At 71.5% G+C, this 25,163-nt stretch carries 17 protein-coding genes; 7 read left to right on the forward strand and 10 right to left on the reverse strand.

Annotated elements, in window-relative coordinates; genetic code table 11:
• The coding region (locus PV734_RS24780) for a maltotransferase domain-containing protein (RefSeq protein ID WP_319291928.1) at nucleotides 1-917 on the reverse strand (917 nt) is incomplete at its 3' end.
• 249 nt (nucleotides 918-1,166) lie between these two features.
• Nucleotides 1,167-2,384 carry a S8 family peptidase gene (locus PV734_RS24785; protein WP_319094944.1) on the reverse strand — a complete coding sequence of 406 codons (1,218 nt, stop codon included), beginning with the start codon at nucleotides 2,382-2,384 and terminating at the stop codon, nucleotides 1,167-1,169.
• A 261-nt stretch (nucleotides 2,385-2,645) separates the two neighbouring features.
• On the opposite strand from PV734_RS24785, the gene glgP reads away from it, so the two are divergent.
• A complete protein-coding gene (glgP, locus tag PV734_RS24790) occupies nucleotides 2,646-5,288 on the forward strand; it encodes an alpha-glucan family phosphorylase (protein ID WP_319291931.1) in 2,643 nt (880 codons plus the stop codon).
• A 34-nt stretch (nucleotides 5,289-5,322) separates the two neighbouring features.
• Here the strand turns inward: glgP and PV734_RS24795 are convergent, their stop codons facing one another.
• The 8 genes from PV734_RS24795 to PV734_RS24830 all read right to left on the reverse strand — a co-directional run bounded on the left by PV734_RS24795 (nucleotide 5,323) and on the right by PV734_RS24830 (nucleotide 20,301).
• Nucleotides 5,323-7,314, reverse strand: coding sequence for a protein kinase domain-containing protein (locus PV734_RS24795; protein ID WP_319094946.1), 1,992 nt, complete (start codon nucleotides 7,312-7,314; stop codon nucleotides 5,323-5,325).
• Between the two features lie 189 nt (nucleotides 7,315-7,503).
• Nucleotides 7,504-8,016, reverse strand: coding sequence for a DUF1990 domain-containing protein (locus tag PV734_RS24800; RefSeq protein ID WP_319094948.1), 513 nt, complete (start codon nucleotides 8,014-8,016; stop codon nucleotides 7,504-7,506).
• Between the two features lie 162 nt (nucleotides 8,017-8,178).
• The gene (locus PV734_RS24805; RefSeq protein ID WP_319291934.1) at nucleotides 8,179-9,840 is read right to left on the reverse strand and encodes a M4 family metallopeptidase; all 1,662 of its coding nucleotides are present in this window, start codon (nucleotides 9,838-9,840) and stop codon (nucleotides 8,179-8,181) included.
• Nucleotides 9,841-10,189: 349 nt separating this feature from the next.
• On the reverse strand, nucleotides 10,190-12,280 hold the full coding sequence (locus PV734_RS24810) for a M4 family metallopeptidase (protein ID WP_415924260.1): 2,091 nt from the start codon (nucleotides 12,278-12,280) through the stop codon (nucleotides 10,190-10,192).
• Nucleotides 12,281-12,519: 239 nt separating this feature from the next.
• Nucleotides 12,520-14,352 carry an ABC transporter ATP-binding protein gene (locus tag PV734_RS24815; RefSeq protein WP_415924261.1) on the reverse strand — a complete coding sequence of 611 codons (1,833 nt, stop codon included), beginning with the start codon at nucleotides 14,350-14,352 and terminating at the stop codon, nucleotides 12,520-12,522.
• 208 nt (nucleotides 14,353-14,560) lie between these two features.
• Nucleotides 14,561-16,300: an ABC transporter ATP-binding protein gene (locus PV734_RS24820; RefSeq protein WP_319291940.1), complete on the reverse strand. Its 1,740-nt coding sequence runs from the start codon at nucleotides 16,298-16,300 to the stop codon at nucleotides 14,561-14,563.
• Nucleotides 16,301-16,360: 60 nt separating this feature from the next.
• On the reverse strand, nucleotides 16,361-18,337 hold the full coding sequence (locus tag PV734_RS24825) for an ABC transporter ATP-binding protein (RefSeq protein ID WP_319291943.1): 1,977 nt from the start codon (nucleotides 18,335-18,337) through the stop codon (nucleotides 16,361-16,363).
• Nucleotides 18,334-20,301, reverse strand: a complete 1,968-nt coding sequence (locus tag PV734_RS24830) for an ABC transporter ATP-binding protein (protein WP_319291946.1) — start codon at nucleotides 20,299-20,301, stop codon at nucleotides 18,334-18,336. Before PV734_RS24830 ends, PV734_RS24825 begins: the two co-directional genes overlap by 4 nt.
• A gap of 207 nt (nucleotides 20,302-20,508) precedes the next feature.
• On the opposite strand from PV734_RS24830, the gene PV734_RS24835 reads away from it, so the two are divergent.
• From PV734_RS24835 to PV734_RS24860, 6 genes are all read left to right on the forward strand, one after another.
• Nucleotides 20,509-21,414 carry an ABC transporter ATP-binding protein gene (locus PV734_RS24835; RefSeq protein WP_319094955.1) on the forward strand — a complete coding sequence of 302 codons (906 nt, stop codon included), beginning with the start codon at nucleotides 20,509-20,511 and terminating at the stop codon, nucleotides 21,412-21,414.
• A gap of 35 nt (nucleotides 21,415-21,449) precedes the next feature.
• Nucleotides 21,450-22,184, forward strand: coding sequence for an ABC transporter permease (locus PV734_RS24840; RefSeq protein ID WP_319095229.1), 735 nt, complete (start codon nucleotides 21,450-21,452; stop codon nucleotides 22,182-22,184).
• Nucleotides 22,185-22,281: 97 nt separating this feature from the next.
• Nucleotides 22,282-23,547 carry a sensor histidine kinase gene (locus tag PV734_RS24845; protein ID WP_319094956.1) on the forward strand — a complete coding sequence of 422 codons (1,266 nt, stop codon included), beginning with the start codon at nucleotides 22,282-22,284 and terminating at the stop codon, nucleotides 23,545-23,547.
• Nucleotides 23,537-24,172 carry a response regulator transcription factor gene (locus tag PV734_RS24850; protein ID WP_319094957.1) on the forward strand — a complete coding sequence of 212 codons (636 nt, stop codon included), beginning with the start codon at nucleotides 23,537-23,539 and terminating at the stop codon, nucleotides 24,170-24,172. The genes PV734_RS24845 and PV734_RS24850 overlap by 11 nt, the downstream gene beginning before the upstream one ends.
• 121 nt (nucleotides 24,173-24,293) lie before the next feature.
• Nucleotides 24,294-24,650: a hypothetical protein gene (locus PV734_RS24855; RefSeq protein ID WP_319095230.1), complete on the forward strand. Its 357-nt coding sequence runs from the start codon at nucleotides 24,294-24,296 to the stop codon at nucleotides 24,648-24,650.
• Entirely contained in the window at nucleotides 24,638-25,156 is a 519-nt protein-coding gene (locus tag PV734_RS24860) for a GNAT family N-acetyltransferase (RefSeq protein WP_319094958.1), read from the forward strand. Before PV734_RS24855 ends, PV734_RS24860 begins: the two co-directional genes overlap by 13 nt.
• Nucleotides 25,157-25,163: the final 7 nt, after the last annotated feature.

Genomic DNA, 25,163 nt, shown 5'->3' on the forward strand with positions numbered 1-25,163 from the left:
GTGTTGTTGGGCCCCTTGCGGAAGGTGTGCCCGATCGGATGGATCGGCGGCAGATACAGCACGTCGAAGCCCATCGCCGCGATCGCCGGCAACCGCCGCGCGGCTGTCCGGAACGTCCCGTGCGGCTGCTCCGGCGTGCCCTCCGACCGCGGGAAGAACTCGTACCACGCCCCGTACAGGGCCCGCTCCCGCTCCACCACCAGCGCCAACGGCTCACTCGACGTGACCGGCTCACGCAACGGATACCGGCGCAACACCTTGTCGACGGCGGGTGTGAGGGCCGCTGACAGCCGGGCGGGCGCCGGGCGTCCGTCGTCCCGGAGGGCCTCGACGGCGGCCAGGAGCACATCCCGTTTGCCCTTGTTCTTCGGCACGCCGTCGGCGGCACGCTCGTAGAGCCGCGCGCCTTCCTCCAGCACCAGCTCCGTGTCCATCCCGGCCGGGATCTTGATGCCCGCGTGGTGCCGCCAGGTGCTGATCGGGTCGCCCCACGCCTCCACGGTGTACGTCCAGTCACCGGGCGCGTCGGCCTCGACGGTGGCGCCCCAGCGGTCGGTACCCGGGGCCAGTTCACGCATCGGCGTCCAGCGGCCGGGCCGGCCCTTCGGGTCGCGGAGCACGACGTTGGCGGCGACCGCGTCGTGGCCCTCGCGGAAGACGGTGGCCGAGACCTCGAAGGCCTCCCCGACCACCGCCTTCGCCGGACAGCGCCCGCCCATGACGAGCGGACGGACGTCCAGGACGGGGATACGGCCGACCGCGGTGCCCTCGGCGCCGGGGAGGGGCGGAGCCGGCGGGGCCGGGGCCGGAGTGGGTGGCTCCGGGGCGGCCGGCGGGACGGCGGTGTCCGTCGGGGATATCGGTGGGGTGCCGGAGGTGGGTGTCGGTGGTGCTGACGAGTGGTGCGTGGCGGGCATGACCGCTCCTGTCCGCGTCAACGTGGGTGGGCGGATGGATGTGGGGAGGGTGTCCTGCTGGCTGTGCCTGACTGGTGTGTCTGTTCGGTGTTCCTGGGTCGTGTACCGGGGGAGCCTTCCCACCCTATTCGGGTAGGCAATCCGGCACTTTGCTAACTACTCACGCGTATGTCTGCACCCAGGATCAGCCAGGTCTGGGAACGAGGTCGGCCCCGTCCGGTGGACGGGGCCGAAGACGGCACAGAGCTCCTAGGGCAGCGGTATCCGCAGGAGTTTGTTCGGTGAACCGTCCCTCTTGTCGAAGACTTTCCCGGACGTCGCCAGAGTCGTCAGCGCTCTGGCGACCTGGGCCGGACGGGATTTCGGTCGTTCCGCCAAGTAGAGGGCCGCCGCGCCCGCCACGTGCGGCGCCGCCATCGACGTACCCGAGTAGGTCGCCCGTCCGGTGTCGTCGGCATATGACGCCGAGATGATCGAGACGCCCGGGGCGAACAGGTCGAGAGCCGGACCCCAGTTCGAGAAGTCCGCCCGGGCGTCAGTCCGCCCGGTCGCGCCGACCGTGATCGCCTCCCTGACATCGGCGGGGGAGTAGTCGCCGGCCCGCTGCCCGTCGTTCCCGGCCGCGACGGTGTACGTCACCCCGGACGCGATCGAGTTCCGTACGGCCGCGTCGAGTGGGGCGTTGTGGTTGCCGCCGAGGCTCACATTGGCGACCGCCGGCTTTCTGGCGTGTCTCGTCACCCAGTCGATACCCGCGATGACCTGCGCCGTCGTACCGCCGCCCGCGTTGTCGAGGACACGTACGGAGACGACCCTGGCCTTCTTCGCGACGCCGAAGGTGGTGCCCGCGATCGTCGCCGCGACATGCGTACCGTGTCCGTTTCCGTCACCGGCCACCCGGTCGTCGCCGACGAAGTCCCAGCCGTAACTCGCACGCCCCCCGAAGTCCCTGTGCGAGATACGGATGCCCGTGTCGATCACGTACACGGTGACTCCCTTGCCCGCCGAGGCCGGCGAGGTGTAGGTGTCGTCGAGCGGCAGCCCGGCCTGGTCGACCCGGTCCAGGCCCCAGGGCGGCGGGTCCTGCGGGGCGCGTCCGGTGGCGCCGTCGTACGTGATCCGGGTGTCCTGGGAGACCGAGGCCACGCGGGAGTCCGCCGCGAGACGCCTGGCCTCGGTCTCGTCGGCCTGTACGGCGTAGCCGTTGAGGGCGGTGCTGTAGATGTGGCCTATTCTCGCCCCGTATCTCGCGGCGAGACTCCTGCCCTCCGCCGACGAGGCCGCGGTCCCTTCCCTGAGGGTCACCAGGTAGCTTCCGCCGACTGAACCGGGCTCACCGGCGCCGGCTATGCGCCCCTCCGGGGCGGCCTGCGCGGGAGCGGTGACCGACAGGACGGCGGCTGTGATCGCCGCGGTCAGGCCCGCCGCCCAGCGTGGACGTCTGATAGGTGCGCGCGTCCGTTTCATGGTTGGAGTTCCCCCTCCCCGGCCGCCAACGCCCGGCGGCCTTCCGGGCAGCCTCTCGTGCGGGGCGAACTGTCACAAGGTGGCCTGCGGGGAGGGAACAGGTCATATCGGCAGTCGGCCCGCACCGGGGGCGCGTAATACGCGCCATGGTTCCCGCGCTCCCGCCCCGATACCGTCAAGGGGATGATGACGGGGCGCACATGGCCGTGCGTCCCGGTATGTACAGGTTCGGCACATTACGCACGACCACCGAGGTGGAATGTGAAGGCGATCCGTCGGTTCACCGTCCGTCCCGTTCTCCCCGAGCCGCTCCGGCCGCTCAGTGATCTGGCCCGCAATCTGCGCTGGTCCTGGCATGCGGAGACCCGAGAACTCTTCCAGTCCGTCGACCCCGAGCGCTGGACCGACTCGGACTGCGACCCCGTACGGCTTCTCGGCAGCCTCTCGCCCGAGCGGCTCACCGAACTCACCGAGGACCATCGCTTCCTGCGCCGCCTCACCGCGGTCGCCGACGACCTGCACGACTACGTCAACGGCACCCGCTGGTACCAGACACAGGAGCGGACTCAGGGGGCCGAACTGCCCGCCGCCGTCGCCTACTTCTCCCCCGAGTTCGGTATCACGGCCGCCCTGCCGCAGTACTCCGGCGGGCTCGGCATCCTTGCCGGGGACCATCTGAAGTCGGCCAGCGACCTCGGCGTACCGCTGATCGGCGTCGGACTCATGTACCGGCACGGCTACTTCCGGCAGTCCCTCTCCCGGGACGGCTGGCAGCAGGAGCACTATCCGGTCCTCGACCCCAACGAACTCCCCGTCACACTCCTCAAGGAACCCGACGGCACCGCGGCCCAGGTCTCCCTGGCCCTGCCCGGCGGCCGGTCGCTTCGGGCCCGGGTCTGGCTTGCCCAGGTGGGACGAGTACCGCTACTGCTCCTCGACTCGGACGTGGAGGAGAACGACCTCGGCGAACGGGGCGTCACGGACCGGCTGTACGGCGGCGGCAGCGAACACCGGCTGCTCCAGGAGATGCTGCTCGGCATCGGAGGAGTGCGCGCGGTCCGGACGTACTGTCGCCTCACCGGCCACCCCGCCCCCGAGGTGTTCCACACCAACGAGGGCCACGCGGGCTTCCTCGGCCTGGAGCGGATCGCCGAACTCTGCGACGAGGGGCTGGACTTCGACGCCGGGCTGGAGGCGGTCCGCGCTGGCACGGTCTTCACGACGCACACGCCCGTCCCGGCCGGCATCGACCGCTTCGACCGCGAACTGGTCGCCCACCACTTCGGCCCCGACGCCGAACTCCCGCGCATCGACGTGGAACGCGTGCTCAGCCTGGGCATGGAGACCTACCCCGGCGGCGAGCCGAATCTCTTCAACATGGCGGTGATGGGCCTGCGGTTGGGCCGCCAGGCGAACGGCGTGTCCCTGCTCCACGGCCAGGTGAGCAGGGAGATGTTCGCGGGACTGTGGCCCGGCTTCGACCCCGCCGAGGTGCCCATCACCTCCGTCACCAACGGTGTGCACGCGCCCACCTGGGTCGCGCCCGAGGTGTTCAGGCTCGGCGCCCGCCAGATCGGCGCGGAGCGCACCGAGGACGCGCTGACGGTGGGCGGCTCGGACCGGTGGGACGCGGTCGCGGACATCCCGGACCGGGACATCTGGGAGCTACGACGGTCCCTGCGCGAGCAGCTGGTGGTGGAGGTACGGGACCGGCTTCGGGCGTCCTGGCGTCAACGCGGCGCGGGTACGGCGGAGTTGGGCTGGATCGACGGGGTGCTCGACCCGGACGTCCTGACCATCGGATTCGCGCGCCGTGTCCCCTCGTACAAACGACTGACCCTGATGCTGCGCGACCGCGACCGTCTCCTCGGCCTCCTCCTGCACCCCGAACGCCCCATCCAGATCGTGATCGCGGGCAAGGCGCACCCGGCGGACGACGGCGGCAAGCGGCTGATCCAGGAGCTGGTGCGCTTCGCGGACGACCCACGCGTCCGTCACCGCATCGTCTTCCTTCCCGACTACGGCATGGCGATGGCGCAGAAGCTGTACCCCGGCTGCGACATCTGGCTCAACAACCCCCTGCGCCCGTTGGAGGCGTGCGGCACGAGCGGTATGAAGGCCGCGCTGAACGGCTGCCTCAACCTCTCGGTCCTGGACGGCTGGTGGGACGAATGGTTCCGGCCGGAGTTCGGCTGGGCGATCCCCACGGCGGACGGCGTCTCGGGCGACGACCCCGACCACCGGGACGACGTGGAGGCGGCGGCCCTGTACGACCTCCTCGAACAACGGGTCACCCCGCGCTTCTACGAGCACGGCGAGACCGGCCTGCCCGACCGCTGGATCGAGATGGTCCGCGAGACCCTGACACACCTGGGTCCGAAGGTCCTGGCCGGCCGGATGGTCCGCGAGTACGTGGAGCGTCTGTACGCCCCGGCGGCCCGCGCCCACCGGACCATGACCCCGGACACGGCAAGGGAGTTGGCGACCTGGAAGTCCCGGGTCCGCTCCGCCTGGCACACGGTGACCGTCGACCACGTGGAGACCTCGGCGGCGACCGCGCCCGCCCTGACGGCGGAACTGGGCAGCACGCTCTCGCTCCGCGTACGGGTGGGCCTGGGCGAACTGTCCCCGGACGACGTCGAGGTCCAGGCGGTCTCGGGCCGGGTCGACTCGCAGGACAGCATCACCGAGGCGACGACGGTCCCGCTGAAGGCGGTCGGCGGCCCGGACCCGGAGGGCCGCTGGCAGTACGAGGGCCCACTGTCCCTGCACCGGACGGGACCCTACGGCTACACCGTGCGGATCCTGCCGGCGCACCGACTGCTGGCGTCGAGCGCGGAGATGGGGCTGGTGGCGGTGCCTTCGGAGGAACTGGGGGAGGGGGCCGGCGTGCTGATGCGGTGACCGCTGGATCTGGTCCGCTGGTCCTGACGATGTGTCAGGACCAGCTCCAGGCCTGGTTGCTGTTGGCCGCGCAGCTCCAGCCCTGCAACGCCCGGCCCTCCTGGCCCGAGGTGGCGGCCTCCGCGTCCAGGCAGTAGCCGTTCGGGATGCTGACGAGTGTCTGGCCGGCGTTCTCGCCGGCGGCACCGAGCTGCCAGTGCTGGGCGCTCAGGCCGTCGCAGGCTCTGGCGCCGATCTTCTGGCCGTTCGCGGAACTGGTGCCCGCGTCGGCGTCCAGGCAGCGGTGGGTGCCCTGGTTGACGACGAGGTAGGTGGCGGCCGGACCGGGCACGCGGTACAGGGCCCACCTCTGGGTGGCCGTGCCCTTGCAGGTCCACACCCCGACGGTCGGGCTGTCGCGGGCGTCGAGGCATCTGTGGACCAGGGCGCCGTTGTTCTCGGCAACCGTCAGGGAACCGGCGCGGACCGGTCCGCGAGCCGTGGCGTACAGGGCGTCCTTGGTCTCGGGGCCGACCCTGCCGTCCACGGCGGTCCCGGCCTCCGTCTGGAAGGCCTTCACCGCGGCGAGTGTCTCCGGTCCGAAGCGGCCGTCGACCGTGACGTACAGACCGTGGCCGCCGAGGAGGAGTTGCAGGGCCTCGACGCAGTCGCCCGTGGAGCCCGACCCGAGTTCGGCGGCGCACGCGGCCGACCGCAGGTTCGGCGTCGCGGGGTTCTGGGCGGGCGCCACGGGCGGATCCTGCTGGGTCGCCCGGCCCTGGGTGGTCGACGGGGTGGGCGTGGGTGTGTCCCGTGGGGCGGTGGGTGCGGAGGCCGGCTTCTTCGTCGTGGTCGGGGAGGGTGACGACTCCGGGACGGCCGACGCGGCGATGTCGGCACCGCTGCCGGTGGCCTCCGACGGCCGGTCGTCGTCCTGTCCAAGCAGCGCGGCGGTGATGCCCCCGGCGGTCAGGGCGGCCGCCGCCGCGACGGCGACCAGCGTCGTCTTCCTGTTCCTGGGTCTCCTGTTCCCGGGTCTTCGGTCTTCGCCGGGTGGGGCGGGGGCGGCGACGGGCGGGGGTGCCGCTTCCGGGAGGGGATTCGGGCGCTTCACCCGAGGGGGTGCGGCCGGTACCGGTGACGACGGTGACATCTGGTGGCCGATGGCCGTCCTGAACACCGTCTCCGGTACCGGGCGCCGTGCCGGATCCTTGTCCAGGCAGGTGCGGATGAACGCGGCCAGTTCCGCGTCGACGGTCTCCACCCGGTCGAGGATCTCCTCGCGGGGCGGCTCGAAGGCCACCCCGAAGAGGACGTCGACGCCGGTCCCCTCGCCGAACGGCGCGTGCCCCGTGACGGCGTACGTCAGGGTCGAGGCCAGCGAGAAGACGTCGGAGGCGGCGGTCACCTCGCGGCCCCTCGCCTGTTCCGGGGACATGTAGGCGGGCGTTCCGACGTTCTGGCCCGTGGCGGTGATTGCCGTGCCGTCGGGGGCCTGGACGACGCCGAAGTCGATGACGCGGGCTCCGTCGGCGCCCAGGATCACGTTGGACGGTTTGAGGTCGCGGTGGACGAGCCCCGCCTGCCAGATGGCCTCGATCGCGCGCCCCACGTCGGCCAGCAGCCGCCAGGCCGCCGCCGGGTCGACCGGCCCGCGCGCGTTGACGACGTCGGCGAGGGTGGGCCCCGGTATGTACTCGGTGGCGACCCAGACCAGGTCCTCCTCGCAGCCGCTGCCCAGCAGCCGCACGATGTGTGCGCCCTGGATGCTGTCCAGCGCGCCGACCTCGCGCTCGAAACGCTTCCGGAAGAGCGGGTCGTCCGCGTACTCGGGCCGGATCACCTTCACGGCGGCCGGTCCCGTGCCGCCGGTGGTGTCCCGGCCCAGATAGACCCGGCCCATGCCGCCGCTGCCGAGCAGTGACTCCAACCGGTACGGGCCGGCCTGCCTCGGGTCGTTCCTGCGCAACGGGACAACGGCGGGTGGTTCCATACCGGCTGCCGCGTAGGCCAACTCTTCGGTGCGGCTGCGGTGTTGGGGAGGCATGTGGGCCCTGGTCTCTCGGGTGGCACGTGTGACCGAGAGATTAGCGCAGCACACCTGTGCGAAACGGGGAGTTGGGCCGGTTTCGGGGCCAGGAATTCGCGCAGCGGGCGGCCGGGCTCGTTCTGTCTCGCACCTGTCCGTCGGCCCGGTGGGCCGCCGCCGACCGCCGCCGACAGGTGTCGGCCCGCGTCAGGCCTCCTCGTATCCCCCGCACAGCCGCCGCAGCACCGTCCCGCACCGCCGCGCGTAGGCGTGCTGGAACCCGCGTGTCGCCGGGCCGCCCGCCTTGGCGTACCACTTCGCGGGGCGGCTGAACGCGCTTATCGTCAGCCACACCGTGCCGTCGCCCGTGCGGTCCACGACGAAGGACTCCTCGCCGCACTCCGGGTGGCCGGCCAGGGTGCCGTACGCCCAGCCGGCGCGGCGGTGTTCCTCCACCGCCCAGACCACGCGGCAGGGAGCCTTGATGACACCGGCGAGGGTGACCGTGACATCGACGTCCTGGGCCGCCCGTTCGGACGTGGCGTCGATGCCCATACCCATGGCGCGGTGCATCTCCCAGGTGAGGACGGCCTCGGCGGCGCGCCGGAAGACCGCCTCGCCCTCGCCTATGCGGGTGCGTACATGCAGGTGGTGGAAGCCGGGCGGGCAACGGAAGCCGCGCTCGCGGGTCGCGCCGACCTCCGCGTACGTGAAGGACATGGGACCCAAGGGTAGGGCGGGGGGTGCGGGTGGCCGTGCGGCGGGGTGCGGGATGCGGACACACGTACGACGGGGCGGTCCCCGGAAATGCCTTCGTTCCGGGGACCGCCCCGCCGGTCACTCGCTCACCCGCCGCTCATACCGCGCGGCACATGTCATGCGTCAGGCAGTGACGTTGACCGCGGCCCAGGCCGCGTTCACCGCCGCGTACTCCGTGCTGGTGGAGCCGTACAGGGCCGAGGCCGCCGACAGGGTCGCCGTGCGGGCGCCCTTGTAGTTGGTCGTCGATGTCATGTACGTGGTCAGCGCCTTGTACCAGATCTGGACGGCCTTGGCGCGGCCGATGCCCGTGACCGTGGAGCCGTTGGACGTCGGGGAGTTGTAGCTGACCCCGTTGATCGTCTTCGCGCCGCTGCCCTCGGACAGGAGGTAGAAGAAGTGGTTCGCCGGGCCCGACGAGTAGTGGACGTCGAGGTTGCCGAGGGTCGAGGACCAGGAGTCCTTCGAGCCGCCGTCCTTGCTCGGCTTGTCCATGTAACGCAGCGGCGTGCCGTCGCCGTTGATGTTGATCTTCTCGCCGATGAGGTAGTCGCCGACGTCGGAGCTGTTCGCCGCGTAGAACTCGACGGCGGTGCCGAAGATGTCGGACGTCGCCTCGTTGAGGCCGCCGGACTCGCCCGAGTAGTTCAGGCCGGCCGTGTTGGCGGTGACGCCGTGGGTCATCTCGTGGCCGGCCACGTCCAGCGAGGTGAGCGGGTGCGTGTTGCCGTCACCGTCGCCGTACGTCATGCAGAAGCAGCTGTCGTCCCAGAACGCGTTGACGTACGCGTTGCCGTAGTGGACGCGGGAGTACGCCGCGACGCCGTTGTTCTTGATGCCGCTGCGGCCGAACGTCGACTTGTAGAAGTCCCACGTCGCCTGCGCGCCGTACGCGGCGTCGACGGCCGCGGTCTGGTCGGTGGTCGAGCTGGAGGCCGCGCCGGTGCCCCAGGTGTCGTCGGCGTCGGTGAACAGCGTGCCGGCCGACGAGCTGGTGCCGTGCGACTTGTTGTACGTCTTGTGGCCGCCGCGGGTGCCGTCGGTCAGCTGGTACGTCGAGCCCGACAGCGTCGTGCCCAGCGTGACCGTGCCCGAGTACAGGCTCTTGCCGGTGCCGGTCTCGATGCCCTGGAACTCGTACAGCTTCTTGCCGGTGGCCGCGTCGGTGATGACGTGCAGCTCGTTCGGGGTGCCGTCCTCCTGGAGGCCGCCGACGACGGTCTCGTAGGCGAGGGTCGGGGTGCCCGAGGCGGCCCAGATCACCTTGCGGGGCGCGCTGGACGCCGCCGACTTGCTGGAACCGGCCTTCTTGGCGAGCGTCACGGCCTGCTTCTCGACGGCGGCCGTGGTGACCTCGGGGGTGAGGTCGGTGACCTTGATGGCCGCCTTCTGCGCCTTGGTCACGGTCCGGGCCGTGCCGGCCGCGTTCTCGTGCACGACGAGGTCGCCGCCGAGGACCGGCAGGCCCGCGTAGGTGCGCTCGTAGCGGGTGTGCAGGGTGCCGTCGGCGTCCTTGAGGACGTCACGGACGACGAGCTTCTCCTTGGCGCCGAGGCCTATCTCGTCGGCGGTCGCCGGGGCTTCGGCGGCGGCTTCCTTGATGAGCGCGGTGCGCGTGGCGGGGGACAGCGTCAGCGGAACGGCGGAGACTCTGGCCGCGGTGCCGGTCGGCTCGCTCTCCGCGGAGGCGCCGGTGGTCAGACCGGTGGTGAGGAGTGCCCCGGCCGCGACAGCGGTGGCGATGGCCAGGGTGGTGCGCTTGTGACGCGCGTAGATGGGGGTCACGCGGACTCCTTTGTGGGGGTTCCTGGCGGTCTTGGGGTGACTGCCAGGAGGGTGGTGGTGAAGCTGGAGTACTGCTGCGGCGTGCCGTCGAAGACTGACATCGAGGGCCTGTACATGTCAGGACCCCAAAGTGATGTTGGCTGAAAATCGACTACGGGCCAAACGTTTCGTGTATGTAACGCGGCGCCAACTCGGTAAAGCGACGACAAAGACCGGGCACGTTGCCAACAAAAGCCCAGTACATGAGCGGTAAAGACAGCGCCGCCCCGGGGAGTTGCTCCACCGGGGCGGCGCCCTGTCTTTCACGGGCCCTGAACGCTGTTCGAACGGGCCTTTAACTGCCGGGTGTTCAGGCCGACGGGAAGGTGATCTTCCAGCCGTTGATCCTGCCGGTGTCCTGAGCCGCCTTGTCCTGAACCCGCAACTGCCAGGTCCCGTTGGCGACCTCGGAGGAGGCGTTGACCGTGTACGCCTCGGTCACGTCGTCGGCCGAGTCCGAGGAGCTGAACGGCTTCAGGTTGTAGACCGAACCGTCGGGCGCCACCAGATCGACGACCAGGTCACCACGCCAGGTGTGCGTGATGTTCGGCGTGACCACCAGGTTGGTGGGCGCGTTGCCGGTGATGCCGGTGACGGCGATCGACGAGGTCACGGCAGCGCCGTTGTCCGGAATCGATACGGCGGTCGCGGACTCGAAGGAGGTGCCGGTGCCGCCACCGCCACCGCCACCCGGACGGGCGCCCACGTTGATACCGGCCCACGCGTTCGCCACGGCCGTGTACTCGGCGCTCGTCGTGCCGTACAGCTCACCGGCGGCCGCGAGGGTGCCGGTGCGGGCCCCCGCGTAGTTGGTGTTCGTCGTGAACTTCGTGGTGAGCGCGCGGAACCAGATCTTCTCCGCCTTGTCCCGGCCGATGCCGGTCACCGGCAGCCCGTCCGAGGTGGCCGAGTTGTAGCTGACGCCGTTGATGGTCTTGGCGCCGCTGCCCTCGCTCAGCAGGTAGAAGAAGTGGTTCGCCGGGCCCGACGAGTAGTGCACGTCGAGGCCGCCCAGGCTGGAGGACCAACTGTCCTTGGACGAACCGTCCTTGCTCGGCTTGTCCATGTAACGCAGCGGCGTGCCGTTGCCGTTGATGTTGATCTCTTCGCCGATGAGGTAGTCACCGACGTCGGAGGGGTTGTTGGCGTAGAACTCGACGGCGGTGCCGAAGATGTCCGAGGTGGCCTCGTTGAGGCCGCCGGACTCACCGCTGTAGAGAAGGCCCGCCGTGTTGGCGGTGACGCCGTGGGTCATCTCGTGGCCGGCCACGTCGATCGAGGTCAGCGGGTTGGCGTTGCCCGACCCGTCGCCGTACGTCATGCAGAAGCAGGCGTCCTGCCAGAACGCGTTGACGTAGGCGTTGCCGTAGTGGACGCGCGAGTACGCGGCCACGCCGTTGCCCTTGATGCCGGTGCGGCCCTGGACGTTCTTGTAGTAGTCCCAGGTGAGTGCCGCGCCGTAGTGGGCGTCGGCGCCGGCCGACTCCAGGTTGGACGCGAGGCCGTTGCCCCAGACGTCGTCCGGGCCCGAGAAGAGGGTGCCGGTGCCGGAGGAGCCGCGGTTCAGGTTGTACGTCTTGTGGCCGCCGCGCGCACCGTCGGTCAGGTTGTACGTCGAACCCGACTGCGTGGTGGTGAGGTCGACCGCGCCGCTGTACACCGTGTTGCCGGTGCCGGTCTCGACGCCCTGGTACTCGAAGAGCTTCTTGCCGGTGGCCGCGTCGGTGATGACGTGCAGCTCGTTCGGGGTGCCGTCGTGCTGGAGCCCGCCGACCACCGTCTCGTACGCCAGTACCGGGGTGCCCGAGGCGGCCCAGATGACCTTCCTGGGCTCCTTGGTGAGCTTCGGGCTCTTCGACTCGGCCTTCGCGGCGGTCAGCGCCTGCTTCTCCGCCTTCGCGACGGGCAGTGAGGCCGTTGTCGTCGCCACCTTGATGGTCGCCCGGGTCGCCTTCACCACGCCCTTTGTGGCACCCGACTTGGCGGTGTCAACCACCAGGTCGCCGCCGAGGACGGGAAGTCCGTCGTACGTGCGCTCGTACCGTGTGTGCACGGTGCCGTTGCCGTCCTTGAGGACGTCACGGACGACGAGCTTCTCCTTGGCGCCCAGACCGAGTTCCCTGGCCGTCTCCACCTTGGTGGAGTTGGCCTCGGCCAGCAGAGCGGCGCGCTGCGCGGGGGACAGCTTGAGCGACTCCGCGCCCGGTATGACCTTGCCCGCGGCCGACGGTGCCTTCTCCGGAGCTGCGGTGGCGGCGCCGGACTGAACCGCCGCTGCCAGTAGGGCGGTCACCGCGACGAGGGCGCCGGTGGCGACCCTGCGCTGCGTGGAACGGGAGAACTCGGTGGCGCTGGTGTGGGAGGAGGTGTGGGGGGTGCGTCTGTGGGACAGGCGTCTCAACACTGACTCCTTCTGCGTGGCCGCTGGTCCAACGGCCAGGGGGGACCGAACGGTGGTCGTCCGTCCGGGGCAGAACAGGTGCGTGCGGATGCGTGGCGAAGATCACAGCGGTGTTGCTGTGGAGTCGCTGTGAAGGTGCCGTGGGAAGAGTGGCAGGCGCGCCCACGCGCTGTCAGGACCGCGTCAATAAGTTGGCTGGAAAAGGTTCGTTGACCGGTTGGTCATGTTCGCTATACGGGCTATTCATTCCTTTGCGCGGAACCTGTCCGCTGCTCCCCGTGCCACGACCCCCACAGCGCCGCGTACGCTCCGCCCGCCGTCACCAGCCCCTCGTGCGTGCCGAGTTCGGTGATCAGCCCCTCCTCCATCACGGCCACCCGGTCCGCGTCGTGCGCGGTGTGCAGCCGGTGTGCGATGGCGATCACCGTCCGCCCCTCCAGTACGGCGGCCAGCGCGCGCTCCGTGTGACGGGCGGTCGTCGGATCGAGCAACGCCGTCGCCTCGTCCAGGATCAGGGTGTGCGGGTCGGCCAACACCACACGGGCCAGGGCGAGTTGCTGGGCCCGTGAACCGTCGGTCGACTCCCCGTCGGGGCCCAGCGCGGTGTCCAGTCCGGCCGGCAGCTCACGCACCCAGTCGGCGGCGCCGACAGCGGCCAGCGCCGACCACAACTCGGCGTCCGTGGCGGTCGGTTCGGCGATCAGCAGATTCTCCCGGACCGTGCCCAGGAAGACATGGTGCTCCTGGGTGACCAGCACGACCTGCCGCCGCAGCTCCTCGGGCCCGAGTGCGGAGATCGGAACGCCGCCCACGGTCACCGTGCCCGAACGCGGCTCGTCGATCCCCGCGAGCAGCCGGCACAGAGTGGTCTTGCCGGCCCCCGACGGCCCCACCACCGCGAGCCGTTCACCCGGCCGCACCGTCAGATCGACCCCGCGCAGCACCTCGCCCCCACGGTCGTACGCGTACCGCACCCCCGTCACGTCGATCCGGTCACCCACCGGCACCGGCGACGCCTCCGCCCCGCCCTTCGGCGCCCGCCCGAGCCCCTCCACCCGCGCGAACGAGGCACTGCTGGCCTGCAGTTGCTCCATCCACGTCAGCACCTGGTCGAGCGGCGACTCCAACTGCCGCAGATACAGAGCCGCCGCCACGACCGCGCCGAGGCTGATCACTCCCTGCCCGTGCAACGCGCCGCCCAGCACCAGCACGACGACCACGGGAAGGACGTACGACACCTCCACGGGCGGGAAGAACACCGTCCGCAGATACAACGTGTGCAGGCGCCTGCTCCGGGAGTGGTCCAGCGCCTCCCGGCTCACCGCGACCCGTCGCTCCGCCAGTCCGAACGCCTCGACCGTGCGCGCCCCCGAGGCGGTCGCCGCGAGAATTTCGGCCACTTCGGAGTTGGCGGAACCCTCGGCGAGGTACGCGGTGCGCGCCCGGCGCAGATACCAGCGCAGCGCGAACCAGATGCCAGTCTGCGCGAGCAGCGCGGACAGACCGAGCAACGGGTCCAGCGCGAACACGGCGCCGACGATGAACAGACACTCCACGGAGGCGATCAGCAGCTCCGGCCCGGCATCGCGCAAGGTCGTGCCGACCGTGCTGACGTCGGCCGTCCCCCGGGCCGTCAGATCACCGGTCCCGGCCCGCTCCACCACCGACGCGGGCAGCGCGAGCGCGCGGTCCACGAACTCCTCCCGCACCCGCGACAGGGTCCGCTCCCCGAACCGGTACCCCACGTACCGCGCCCAGCGCGCCAGCAGCAACTGGGCCAACGCGCACACCACGATGACCAGGCCGAGCCGGTCCACCGCCGAGACCCCGGCGCCCGCGCGGACCTCGTCGATGATCCGGCCGAGCAGCCATGGCGCGACGAGGCCGGCGCCGGCGGCGGCCGAGTTCAGCAGCAGCACGGTGGCGAAAGATCTTGCGTCGGCGCGGATCAGTCGGACCGCGGCCCGGCGGACGTCCGCGGCAGTGGCGACGGGGAGTTGGGCGGTCACGGGGTGGGCTCCTTGGTGGTGGGCGGTGTGGGTTTTCGCCCCCGCCGCCCCTACCCGTCCCATCCCGTTCCTGGGGGCTGCGCCCCCAGACCCCCCGTCGGCCCTGAAGGGGCCTCGTCCTCAAGCGCCGGACGGGCTGGAGGGGTGCGGCCTGGGCTGCAGACGCGGTGGGGGCGGGTGGGTGGGAAGGAAGCTGGGGCTGGTGGGGCCTCGTCCTCAAACTCCCCCAGAGGGGGGACCCCCAGACGGGCTGGAAATGCGGGCCTTGTCCTCAAATGCGGGGCGGGCCGGAGGCCTCCGTCTCGGCCGTGTCGCGTGCCACCAGGGAGCGGTATCCCGGTTCCTCCGCGAGCAGGCGCTGGTGGTTGCCGACGGCCGCTGTCTTGCCGTCGACCAGGTAGTACACGGTGTCCGCCCGGTCCAACAGCAGGGGTGAGGTGGACGCCACGACGGTCGTACGGTCCGTGCGCTCGGCACGCAGCCGGTCCGCGACGGCCGCCTCGGTGTGCGCGTCCAGTGCCGACGTCGGTTCCACGGCGAGCAGCACCTCGGGATCGGCGAGCAGCGCCCGCACCAGCCGTACCCGCTGGCGCTGCCCGCCGGACAGGTTGCGGCCCTGGGCGTCGACGGCCGAGTCCAGCCCGTCCGGCAGCCCCAGGACGATGTCGTCGGCGACGGCCGCGCGCACCGCCCGCGCCATCGCCTCCTCGCCGAACTCCCCGCGCCCGGAGACCAGTTCGCGCAGGGTCCCGGCGAACAGGTCGGCCTCGTTGTCGGCGACCAGGATGCGGGCGCGCACCTGGGCGAGGGCGATCTCGTCGAGCCGTACGCCACCCCAGGTCGCCGCCGTCGGAGCGAACCGGCCGAGCCGGTCGACGACGGCGGCGGCATCGGCGGGCCGGGCGCCGGCGAGCGCCGTCAGCCGCCCCGGCACGACGCTCACGCCCGAGTCGGGGTCGTGGAGCGCGGCGGGCGACACGGGCGCGTCCAGCCCCCGGCCACCCGCACCGCCGCCGTCGTCGTCGGGGTCGAGCGCCAGGAACCGTACGACCCGCCGGGCGGCCACCAGGGCGCGGCTGATCTGGAAACCGCACTCGATGAAGAAGGACACCGGCACGATCAGCACGGCGACATAGCCGTACACCGACACCAACTCGCCCACACTGATGGACCCTTGGGCGGCGAGCCGGGCCGCGAGCCAGGTCACCAGCGCGAGGAACAGTGTCGGCAGGCCGACCCCGAGCGCCTGGATCCAGCTGCTCACTGCCCCGACCCGGTACCCCTGTTCCTGGAGGCGGCGCGAGTCACGCCGGAAGGCGTCCGCGAACAGCCCCTTGCCGCCGAGCCCGTTGAGGACACGCAGCCCGCCCGAGAGGTCCCCGATCCGGGCGGTCAGGACACCCTGGCGTTCCCGGTACGACGACTCAACTCCCTGCAGCCGGCCCAGCAACGGCCCCACGAGGCCGGCGACCACGGGCACGCCGAGCAGGATCACGGCGGCGAGCGTCGGGGACACCGACAGGAGCAGTCCGGCGACCACGCCGTAGGAGACGAGCGCGCCGACGCCCGGTCCGACGAAGGTCAGTGACTGGGCGATCGTCGAGACATCGCCGACGCCGATCGTGACGACCTCCCCGGCCCCGACCTGCCGGGGCAGCGCGGCCCCCAGCCGCACGGCCTGCCCGACGACGACCTTGACCGTACGGAAGTTGGCGTCCATCCGGACCCGGGTCATGGTGCGATGCCGCATGATGCTCAGCCACGCGCTGAACGTCCCGACGGCGAGGATCGCGCCCGCCCAGCCGGCCAGCACGGCCTGGTCGCCCGGTTCGAGACCGTCGTCGACGGCCCGGGACAACAGATACGGCGTCAGCGCCATCAGAGTCGTCCAGGTGCTGCCCAGCAGCGCCCCCATCGCACACCGACGCCACTGCTGCCGCACCAGCCACACCAGATAACGCGCGGGGCCACGTGAGTCGGGCGTGCCGGGATCCTCGTACGCGTCGATCACTGTTCTCCCCGTTCCCCGTTCCCCACCCCGTGCTCCTTGCTGTGCTTCCTGTTCACGAACTCACGCCAGGCTGTCCCGCCATGCCCGGTGCAGATCCGCGAACCGGCCCGTGCCCGCGATGAGTTCTGCCGGGGCCCCGTCCTCGACGACCTGACCGTGCTCCATCACCAGCACCCGGTCGGCGATCTCGACGGTCGACAGCCGGTGCGCGATCACCACGGCCGTACGCCCCTTCAGGACCGTCGACATCGCGCGCTGCACGGCCCGTTCACCCGGGATGTCGAGCGAACTGGTCGCCTCGTCGAGGATCAGCACCGCCGGATCGGCGAGCAACGCCCGCGCGAACGCGACCAGTTGACGCTGCCCCGCGGAGATACGGCCACCTCGCTTGCGTACGTCCGTGTCGTAGCCGTCGGGCAGCGCGGTGATGAAGTCATGGGCGCCGATCGCCTTCGCCGCACGCTCGATCTCCTCGCGCTCGGCGTCCGGGCGGCCGATGGCGATGTTGTCGGCGACGCTGCCGGAGAACAGGAAGGCCTCCTGCGTCACCATCACGACCCCGCGCCGCAGGTCGGTGGCCGACAGGTCGCGCAGATCGACGTCGTCGAGCAGGACGTGCCCCTCGGTGGGGTCGTAGAAGCGGGCGAGCAGCTTGGCCAGGGTGGACTTGCCGGCGCCGGTCGAGCCGACGACCGCGACGGTCTGCCCCGCCGGAAGAGTGAGGTCGAAGCGGGGCAGGACCTCGCCGCCGGTGCGGTAGGCGAACCGGACCCCGTCGAAGACGACCTCGCGACCCGGGTGCTCGGACTCACGTACCGGAAGGGGCCGGGGAGCCGAGGGTTCCGGGACGGAGGGTGTCTGGGCGAGGAGACCGGAGATCTTCTCCAGGGAGGCGGTGGCCGACTGGTAGGAGTTGAGGAACATACCGAGCCGGTCGATGGGGTCGTACAGCCGCCGCAGGTACAGCACGGCGGCGGCCAGCACGCCCAGCTCCAGCGAGCCGTTCGCGACTCGGTGGGCGCCCCACAACACCATCGCCGCGACAGCGGAGTTGGCCACGACCCGGGAGCCGACGACGTAACGCGCCATCTCCAGGATCGCGTCGCCGTTCTTCCGCTCGTGGTGCCGGTTGAGGGCCTCGAACTCCGTGTCGTTGGCCGCCTCTCGGCGGAACGCGCGCACCGGCCGGATGCCGTTCATCGTCTCGACGAACTTGACGATGACGGCGGCGATCGCCGTGGACCGCAGTGCGTACACCCGGCCGGCCCGACGCTGGTAGATCCGGACGAGGAGGTAGAGGGGCACGAAGGAGGCGATGGCGAGCGCGCCGAGGCTCAGATCCAGCCAGAGCAGGACGGCCGAGATGTAGGCGAACGACAGGGCGATGGTGACGAGTTCCTGGAGCCCGTCGTTCAGCAGCTCGCGCAGCGACTCGACATCCGCCGTGGAACGGGAGATGAGCCGGCCCGAGGTGTAACGCTCGTGGAAGTCGAGGCTGAGCGCCTGTGCGTGCCGGAAGATGCGCCCGCGCAGATCGAGCAGCGCGTCCTGACTGACCCGGGCGGCGGCGGAGATGAACCAGTACTGCAGCCCGCCCGACGCCAGCGCGCAGAGCAGATAGCCGACGCCGACGGCGACGAGCGGCCCGTTGTCGTGGTCCCGGAAGGCCGGCACACCCCGGTCGATGGCGTACGCCACGAGCAGCGGGCCCGCCTGGACGGCCGCCTGCTGCAGCAGCAGAAGTACGGCGGTGAGGACGACGCGGCCCCTCATCGGGGCGAGGAGGGAGCGGAGCAGGGTCGCGGTGGCGCCCTTGGGAGTGGGCAGGTCGTCCTGGTCGAAGGGGTCGTCGGCACCGCCCGGCCGGGAAGCCGCGGCGGCAGCCTCGGTGTCCGGCCCGGCGTCCGGGGCGGTGTCGGCCCCGGTGTCCGGTCGCCCGTCGGGATCCGTGTGAGATCCGGTGTCCGGCCCGGCGTTCGGAGCGGGGGGCCGTTCGTCGTCGTCGGGGGTCGGCGCGGTGGTCGTGGGCGCCGTCATCGGGCGGCCTCCTCGAAGCTGTCGGTGGTGCCGTGGGGGGAGTCGCCGCGGTCGGTCTCCTCGTCCGCGCCGGCCATCAGCCAGGCGTACTCGGCGTTCGTCCGCAGGAGTTCGTGATGCGTGCCCACGGCGGTGATCCGGCCGCCGGACAGGAGGGCGACACGGTCGGCGAGCAGGACCGTGGACGGTCGGTGCGCCACGATCAGGGCCGTGGTGTCGGCGAGGACCCGGCGCAGCGCGGCCTCGACGGCGGCCTCCGTGTGGACGTCCAGCGCGGACAGCGGGTCGTCGAGGACGAGGAACCGGGGCCCGCCCACGACCGCCCGGGCCAGCGCGAGCCGTTGCCGCTGGCCGCCGGAGAGGCTGAGGCCCTGCTCACCGACCTGGGTGTCCGAGCCCTGCGGCAGCGAATGGACGAAATCGGCCTGGGCCACGGAGAGCGCGTGCCGCAGCTCGGCCTCGCCCGCCGAGTCCCCGGCGCCCATGAGGACGTTCTCGCCGACGCTCGCCGAGAAGAGGGTGGGCTCCTCGAAGGCGACGGCGACCAGGGCGCGCAGCTCGTCCCTGGGCAGGGCGGCGATATCGTGGCCGTCGAGGGTGATGCGCCCCGAGGTCACCTCGTGCAGCCGGGGGACGAGAGCCGTGAGGGTGGTCTTGCCGCTGCCGGTGGTGCCGACGAGGGCCAGGGACTCACCGGACCGGATGTGGAGGTCGACGCGGTCGAGGACCGGCGGGGAGTCGGCGGGGGCGTCCGGATACCGGAAGGAGACCTGGTGGAAGCGCAGGCCGCGGTCGGCGTCGGCCGTGCCGGAAGCGCCCGGACGCGGCGGCGTGGCTTCGCCGGTTCGGCGTTCGTCGGCCGCGGGTCCGGTGGGGGCCGGTCGCGTCCCTTCGGGGGCGCCGGTCACGCCGGGAACCATCTTGCTCCCCGCCTCCCCTGCCTCTTCCGCTCCCTCCGGGGCCTCGTCCATCACCTCGAAGTACCGTTCCGTGGCGGTGGCCGCGTCCTGGCTCATCGCGAGGAGGAAGCCGATGGAGTCGACGGGCCAGCGCAGGGCCAGGGCCGTCGACAGAAAGGCGACCAGCGTGCCGGCGGACAGATCACCGTCGGCGACCTGCACGGTCCCCAGTACGAGCGCCGCCCCGATCGCCAGTTCCGGCAGCGTGACGATCGCCGCCCAGATCGCCGACAGCAGCCGCGCCTTGTGCAACTCGGTCCCGCGCAGGGTGCCCGACAGCTCGCGGAACGCCCGCGCCTGGCTGCGGTGCCGCCCGAACCCCTTGATGATCCGGATGCCGAGCACGCTCTCCTCGACGACCGTCGTCAGGTCGCCGACCTGGTCCTGCGCACGCCGGGCCACCAGGTGGTAGCGCCGCTCGAAGACGATGCAGACGACCAGGACGGGGATGGCGGGCCCCAGGATCACCAGCCCGAGCGACCAGTCCTGGACCAGCATGATGGTCACACCGACCAGGATCGTCACCGCGTTGACGAACAGGAACGTCAACGGGAAGGCGAGGAACATCCGCAGCAGCTGCAGGTCCGACGTCGCCCGGGACAGCAGCTGACCGGACGGCCACCGGTCGTGGAAGGCGACCGGCAGCCGCTGGAGCCGCCGGTACAGCGCCGCCCGCATCGCCGCCTCGACCCCGGCCAGCGGTCTGGCCACCAGCCACCGCCGCAGCCCGAACAGCAGCGCCTCCCCGAGCCCGAGCAGCAGCAGCCACAGCGCGCCGAGCCACACACCGGAGGAGTCTCGGTCGGCGATCGGCCCGTCCACCATCCACTTCAGGACGAGCGGGATCACCAGCCCCATGCACGAGGCGAGGACGGCGACGAGGGCGGCGACCAACAGCCGGCCGCGCACCGGCCGCACGAAGGGCCACAGGCGCAGCAGAGTGCGCACGGCGGAGCGGCCGGCCTGGGCCTCGGGGTCCTTTGCGGTTGCACGTGTCGTGGACATCATGCCGAGCCTACGGACCACCACTGACAGTGCCTACCGAGTTTTGGCCCGGATCGGGTCGGGCGCAGGTCCTACGACCTGCGTGTTCGAGGAGTCGTACGCGCAGGTCGTACGCGTGGTCGTACCCGCGTATCAACCGATCGGTCGATGCCGTTCCGAGCGCGTCGGCCGATGTGCCGCCCCCGCCCGCACCGCGACGCTGGTCGCATGTCCGTCATCGAAGTGAACGACCTGCGCAAGTCCTACGGCGGCCGACCCGTGGTGGACGGCGTTTCCTTCGCCGTCGAGGAGGGTGAGATCTTCGGCATCCTCGGCCCGAACGGCGCCGGCAAGACCACCACCGTCGAGTGCGTCGAAGGCCTGCGCGTGCCCGACGGCGGCCGGATCCGGGTGACCGGCCTCGACCCCGTCACCGACCGCCAGGCCACCAGCCGGGTCCTCGGCGCCCAGCTCCAGCAGAGCGAACTGCAGGCCAAGCTGACCGTCCGCGAGGCCCTGGAGCTGTACGCGGCCTTCTATCCACGCCCCGCCGACTGGCGCCCGCTCGCCGAGCGTCTCGGCCTGACCGACCGGCTCGACACCAGGTTCGGCAAGCTCTCAGGTGGCCAGAAACAGCGCCTGTTCATCGCGCTCGCCCTCATCGGCAACCCTCGGGTCGTGGTCCTCGACGAGCTGACCACGGGCCTCGACCCCCGCGCCCGCCGGGACACCTGGCAGCTCATCGAGGACGTACGGGCGAGTGGGGTGACCGTCCTTCTGGTCACCCACTTCATGGAGGAGGCGCAGCGGCTGTGCGACCGCATCGCCGTGATCGACAAGGGGCGGATCGCCGCCCTGGACACCCCGGCCGGCCTGATCCGCCGCTCGGCGGGCGCCACCGTGATCAGCTTCACACCGTCCACGCCTCTGGCCGAGGACGACCTGAACGCGCTTCCGGCGCTCGCGTCCGTCGACTACCGGGACGGCCGCGTCACCCTCTCCGGCACCGACGAGACCGTCAACGCCGTCATCACCCTGCTCGCCCGCAGCCATGTCACCGCCCACCAACTCCGTGTCACCGACGCCACGTTGGACGACGCGTTCCTCGACCTCACGAAGGAGGAAGCGGCATGAGCGCCGTGAACACGCCCGTCGCCGACACCGCCGTACTGAACACGGCCGTACTGAGGACCGAGATCCGGCTGATGGCCCGCGAACCCGGCGCCCTCTTCTGGATCCTGCTGTTCCCGACGCTCCTCCTGGTGATCCTCGGCTCGATCCCCTCCTTCGGCGACGCGCAGGCCGACCTTGGCGGCCTGCGGACGATCGACGTGTACGTGCCGGTGGCCGTGCTGCTCGGGCTGCTCGTCGGCGGGCTCCAGTCCATGCCGCAGACCCTCACCGGCTACCGTGAGCGCGGCATCCTGCGCCGGATGTCGACCACGCCGGTCCGCCCGGCGGCCCTCCTCCTCGCGCAGATGCTGGTGTACGGCGGGGCCGCCCTGGCGTCGTCGCTGCTCGCCCTCGGTGTCGGCCGGTTCGCCTTCGACGTACGACTGCCACGTCAGCCCTTCGGATACGCCCTGGCCCTCGTCCTGACCGTCCTGGCCGCACTCGCGCTCGGCGCGGTGATCTCCGCGCTGTCCCGGACGACGAAGGTGGCGGGCGCCATCGGCACGGCCGCGTTCTTCCCGGCGATGTTCTGCGCGGGTGTGTGGGCGCCGGTGCAGACCATGCCGGACGTGCTGGCCAGGATCGTCGGCTGGACCCCGTTCGGCGCGGCGGCCGAGGCGCTGAACCGGGCGGCGGCGGGGGACTGGCCCGGCTGGGACCACCTGGGTGTGCTGGTGGCCTGGACGGTGCTGCTGACGGCGGGCGCCGCCCGCTGGTTCCGGTGGGAGTAACGGACCCGTGGGTGTGACGGACGAGCGACGGCCCGTGCGGCTTTCGAGGCGGACCCGCGTGCGGGCTTCCGCGCGGGCCGCCGTGCAGACTGGGGGCATGACCGCGGCGGACACACACCTCGACCGGCGCATGGAGCAACTGCACATCTGGGGGCCGTACGGGCTGCTCGGCGTCAGCGCGGTCCTCGCGGCCGTCTCCGCCGAGCTGATCGACGGCCCCGCCGAATGGCGGGCCGCCGGGATCCTCGTCGGCGCCGCGCTCGCGCTCCAGTTCTGGTGGCACGGCATCCGCTCCCGCCGGGGGGCCCGTGGCCGGACCCCATCCCGGGCGGGGACCGCGTACTACGTCGTCCGCTGGGCCATCGCCTTCCTGCTCACCTGGATCAACCCGTTCTTCGCGTTCTACGCCGCCGCCGGCTACATGGACGCCGACGAGACGATCCCGGGCATGTGGCGACGGCTCGGGCTGTTCGCCAGCGCGGTCACCGTGGCCGGCGCGCAGGCGGGCGGGCCGCCGTTCGAGAGCGGGGGCCAGTGGGCCGCGTTCGCCGGGCTGCTGGCCGTCAACTTCGGCCTGCAGGCGCTGGTCGCCCACGCCACCGAGCAGGAGGAGCAGCGTTCCCGGGACCGGGCCGCCACCATCGTCGAACTCGAACGCACCAACACGGCGTTGCAGCAGGCGCTCGACGAAAACGCCTCCCTCCACTCCCAACTCCTCCTCCAGGCAAGGGAAGCGGGCGTCGCGGACGAGCGCCGCCGACTGGCCGCCGAGATCCACGACACGATCGCCCAGGGCCTGACCGGGATCATCGCCCAGCTCCAGGTGGTGACGAACACCCCGGACCGCACCCTGGCGCGCGAACACACGGACCGCGCGATGAAGCTGGCCCGGCACAGCCTCGGCGAGGCCCGTCGCTCCGTGCAGAACCTCGCCCCGGTGGCCCTGGAGAGCGACGACCTGCCGGGTGCCCTGAAGAAGACGGTCGCGGACTGGGCCGAACGGACGGGCGTACGAGCCGAGTTCACGGTCACCGGCCCGGCGCGTCAACTCCACGCGGAGCTCGCGGCGACCCTTCTGCGCATCGCCCAGGAAGCCCTGTCGAACACCTCCCGCCACGCCCGCGCGTCACGGGCCGGCGTCACCCTGACCTTCCTCGGCGACGAGGTGATCCTCGACATCCGCGACGACGGCGAGGGTTTCGACCCGTACGCGGTCCGTGCCCGCACCGGCACGGGTGGTTTCGGCCTCGACGGCATGCGTGCCCGCGCCGAACGCGTCGCGGGCGCGCTCACCCTGGAGTCCGAGCCGGGTCACGGCACGGCCGTCTCGGCACGCGTACCGTTGGTCCCCCATGACCACTGACGCACCCATCACCCTCCTCATCGTCGACGACCACCCCGTAGTACGGGACGGGCTGCGCGGCATGTTCGAGTCGGCGCCGGACTTCACGGTCCTCGGCGAGGCGTCGAACGGCGTCGAGGCGGTCGAACAGGCCGGCACCCTCGACCCCGACGTCGTCCTGATGGACCTGCGGATGCCGGGCGGCGGCGGAGTCGACGCCATCGCCGAGCTGGCCCGCCGCCGGTCCCGGGCGAAGATCCTCGTCCTGACGACGTACGACACGGACTCCGACACCCTCCCCGCGATCGAGGCGGGCGCCACCGGCTACCTCCTCAAGGACGCCCCGAGGGACGAACTCTTCACGGCGGTACGGGCGGCGGCGCAGGGCCGCACGGTCCTCTCCCCGGCGGTGGCCTCCCGCCTGGTCTCGGCGGTCCGCACCCCGGGCAACGAACCCCTCTCGGCCCGCGAACGCGAGGTCCTGGCCCTGGTCGCCAAGGGCACGTCGAACCGGGAGATCGCCCGCGTCCTGTTCATCAGCGAGGCCACGGTGAAGACCCATCTCACCCATCTGTACGGCAAGTTGGGCGTCAAGGACCGGGCGGCGGCGGTGGCGACGGCGTACGAGCGGGGCATCCTGGGCTGACCCGGGGCCCGGCGGCCGGGCCCTGGTCACGTCGAGAATCACGTTGAGGGTCCCGTGACGCCGCCATAGGGTCGGGCGCATGTCTTTACGTCTTCGTATACGTCAGGCCCTGCCGGAAGCGATGCGCGCCCGTGACAAGGTCGCGGTCAGTGCCCTGCGCGCGACACTCGGGGCGCTGGACAACGCCGAGGCGGTGCCCGTCGACGAAGCCGAACCGCGCGGCGGGGCAATCGAGTTGTCGCCGGTGGGCGCCGGCGCCACCGAAGCGGCCCGGCGCGAGCTGAGCGAGGAGGCCGTGCTGGACGTCGTACGCGCCGAGGCGGCCGAACGGCTGGACGCGGCAGCGCAGTTGACCGCGCCCGCGCACGCCGACCGGGCGGCACGGCTCCGGGCGGAGGCCGCCGTACTGCTCCGCCTCCTCGACGACGACGTGAGACAGGGTTCGCCGGGTTCGCCGGTCGGGCGATGTCAGAACTGACGCTGCTGGACGCCGGTCACGCGCCGGCTGTCCTGGCCTTCGAGCTGGCCAACCGCGCCTACTTCGCCGCCGCGGTCTCGGACCGCGGCGACGAGTTCTTCGACCGGTTCGCCGACAGGTACGACGCCCTGCTGGCCGAGCAGGAGGCCGGCAGCTGCGCCTTCTACCTGCTTGTCGCCGAGGACGGCTCGGTACACGGCAGGTTCAATCTGTACGACCTGGCGGACGGCACTGCCAGACTCGGCTACCGGGTCGCGGAGCGGGTCGCCGGCCGCGGCGTGGCGACCGCGGCCGTCAGGGAACTGTGCGGGCTGGCGGCGTCGCGGCACGGCCTGAGCACCCTGACGGCGGCCGCGGCCCGTGAGAACGCCGCGTCCCGGAAGGTGCTGACCAACGCCGGATTCGTCCCGGTCGGTCCGGCCGACCCGGCCGACGTCGGCGGCAGGCCAGGCACCTGGTACCGACGCGACCTGACACTCCAGGCACTCGACACACCCCGGCCGTGACACCCCG

Source organism: Streptomyces sp. AK08-02, from assembly GCF_033795085.1.
GTDB classification, from domain to species: Bacteria; Actinomycetota; Actinomycetes; order Streptomycetales; family Streptomycetaceae; genus Streptomyces; species Streptomyces echiniscabiei.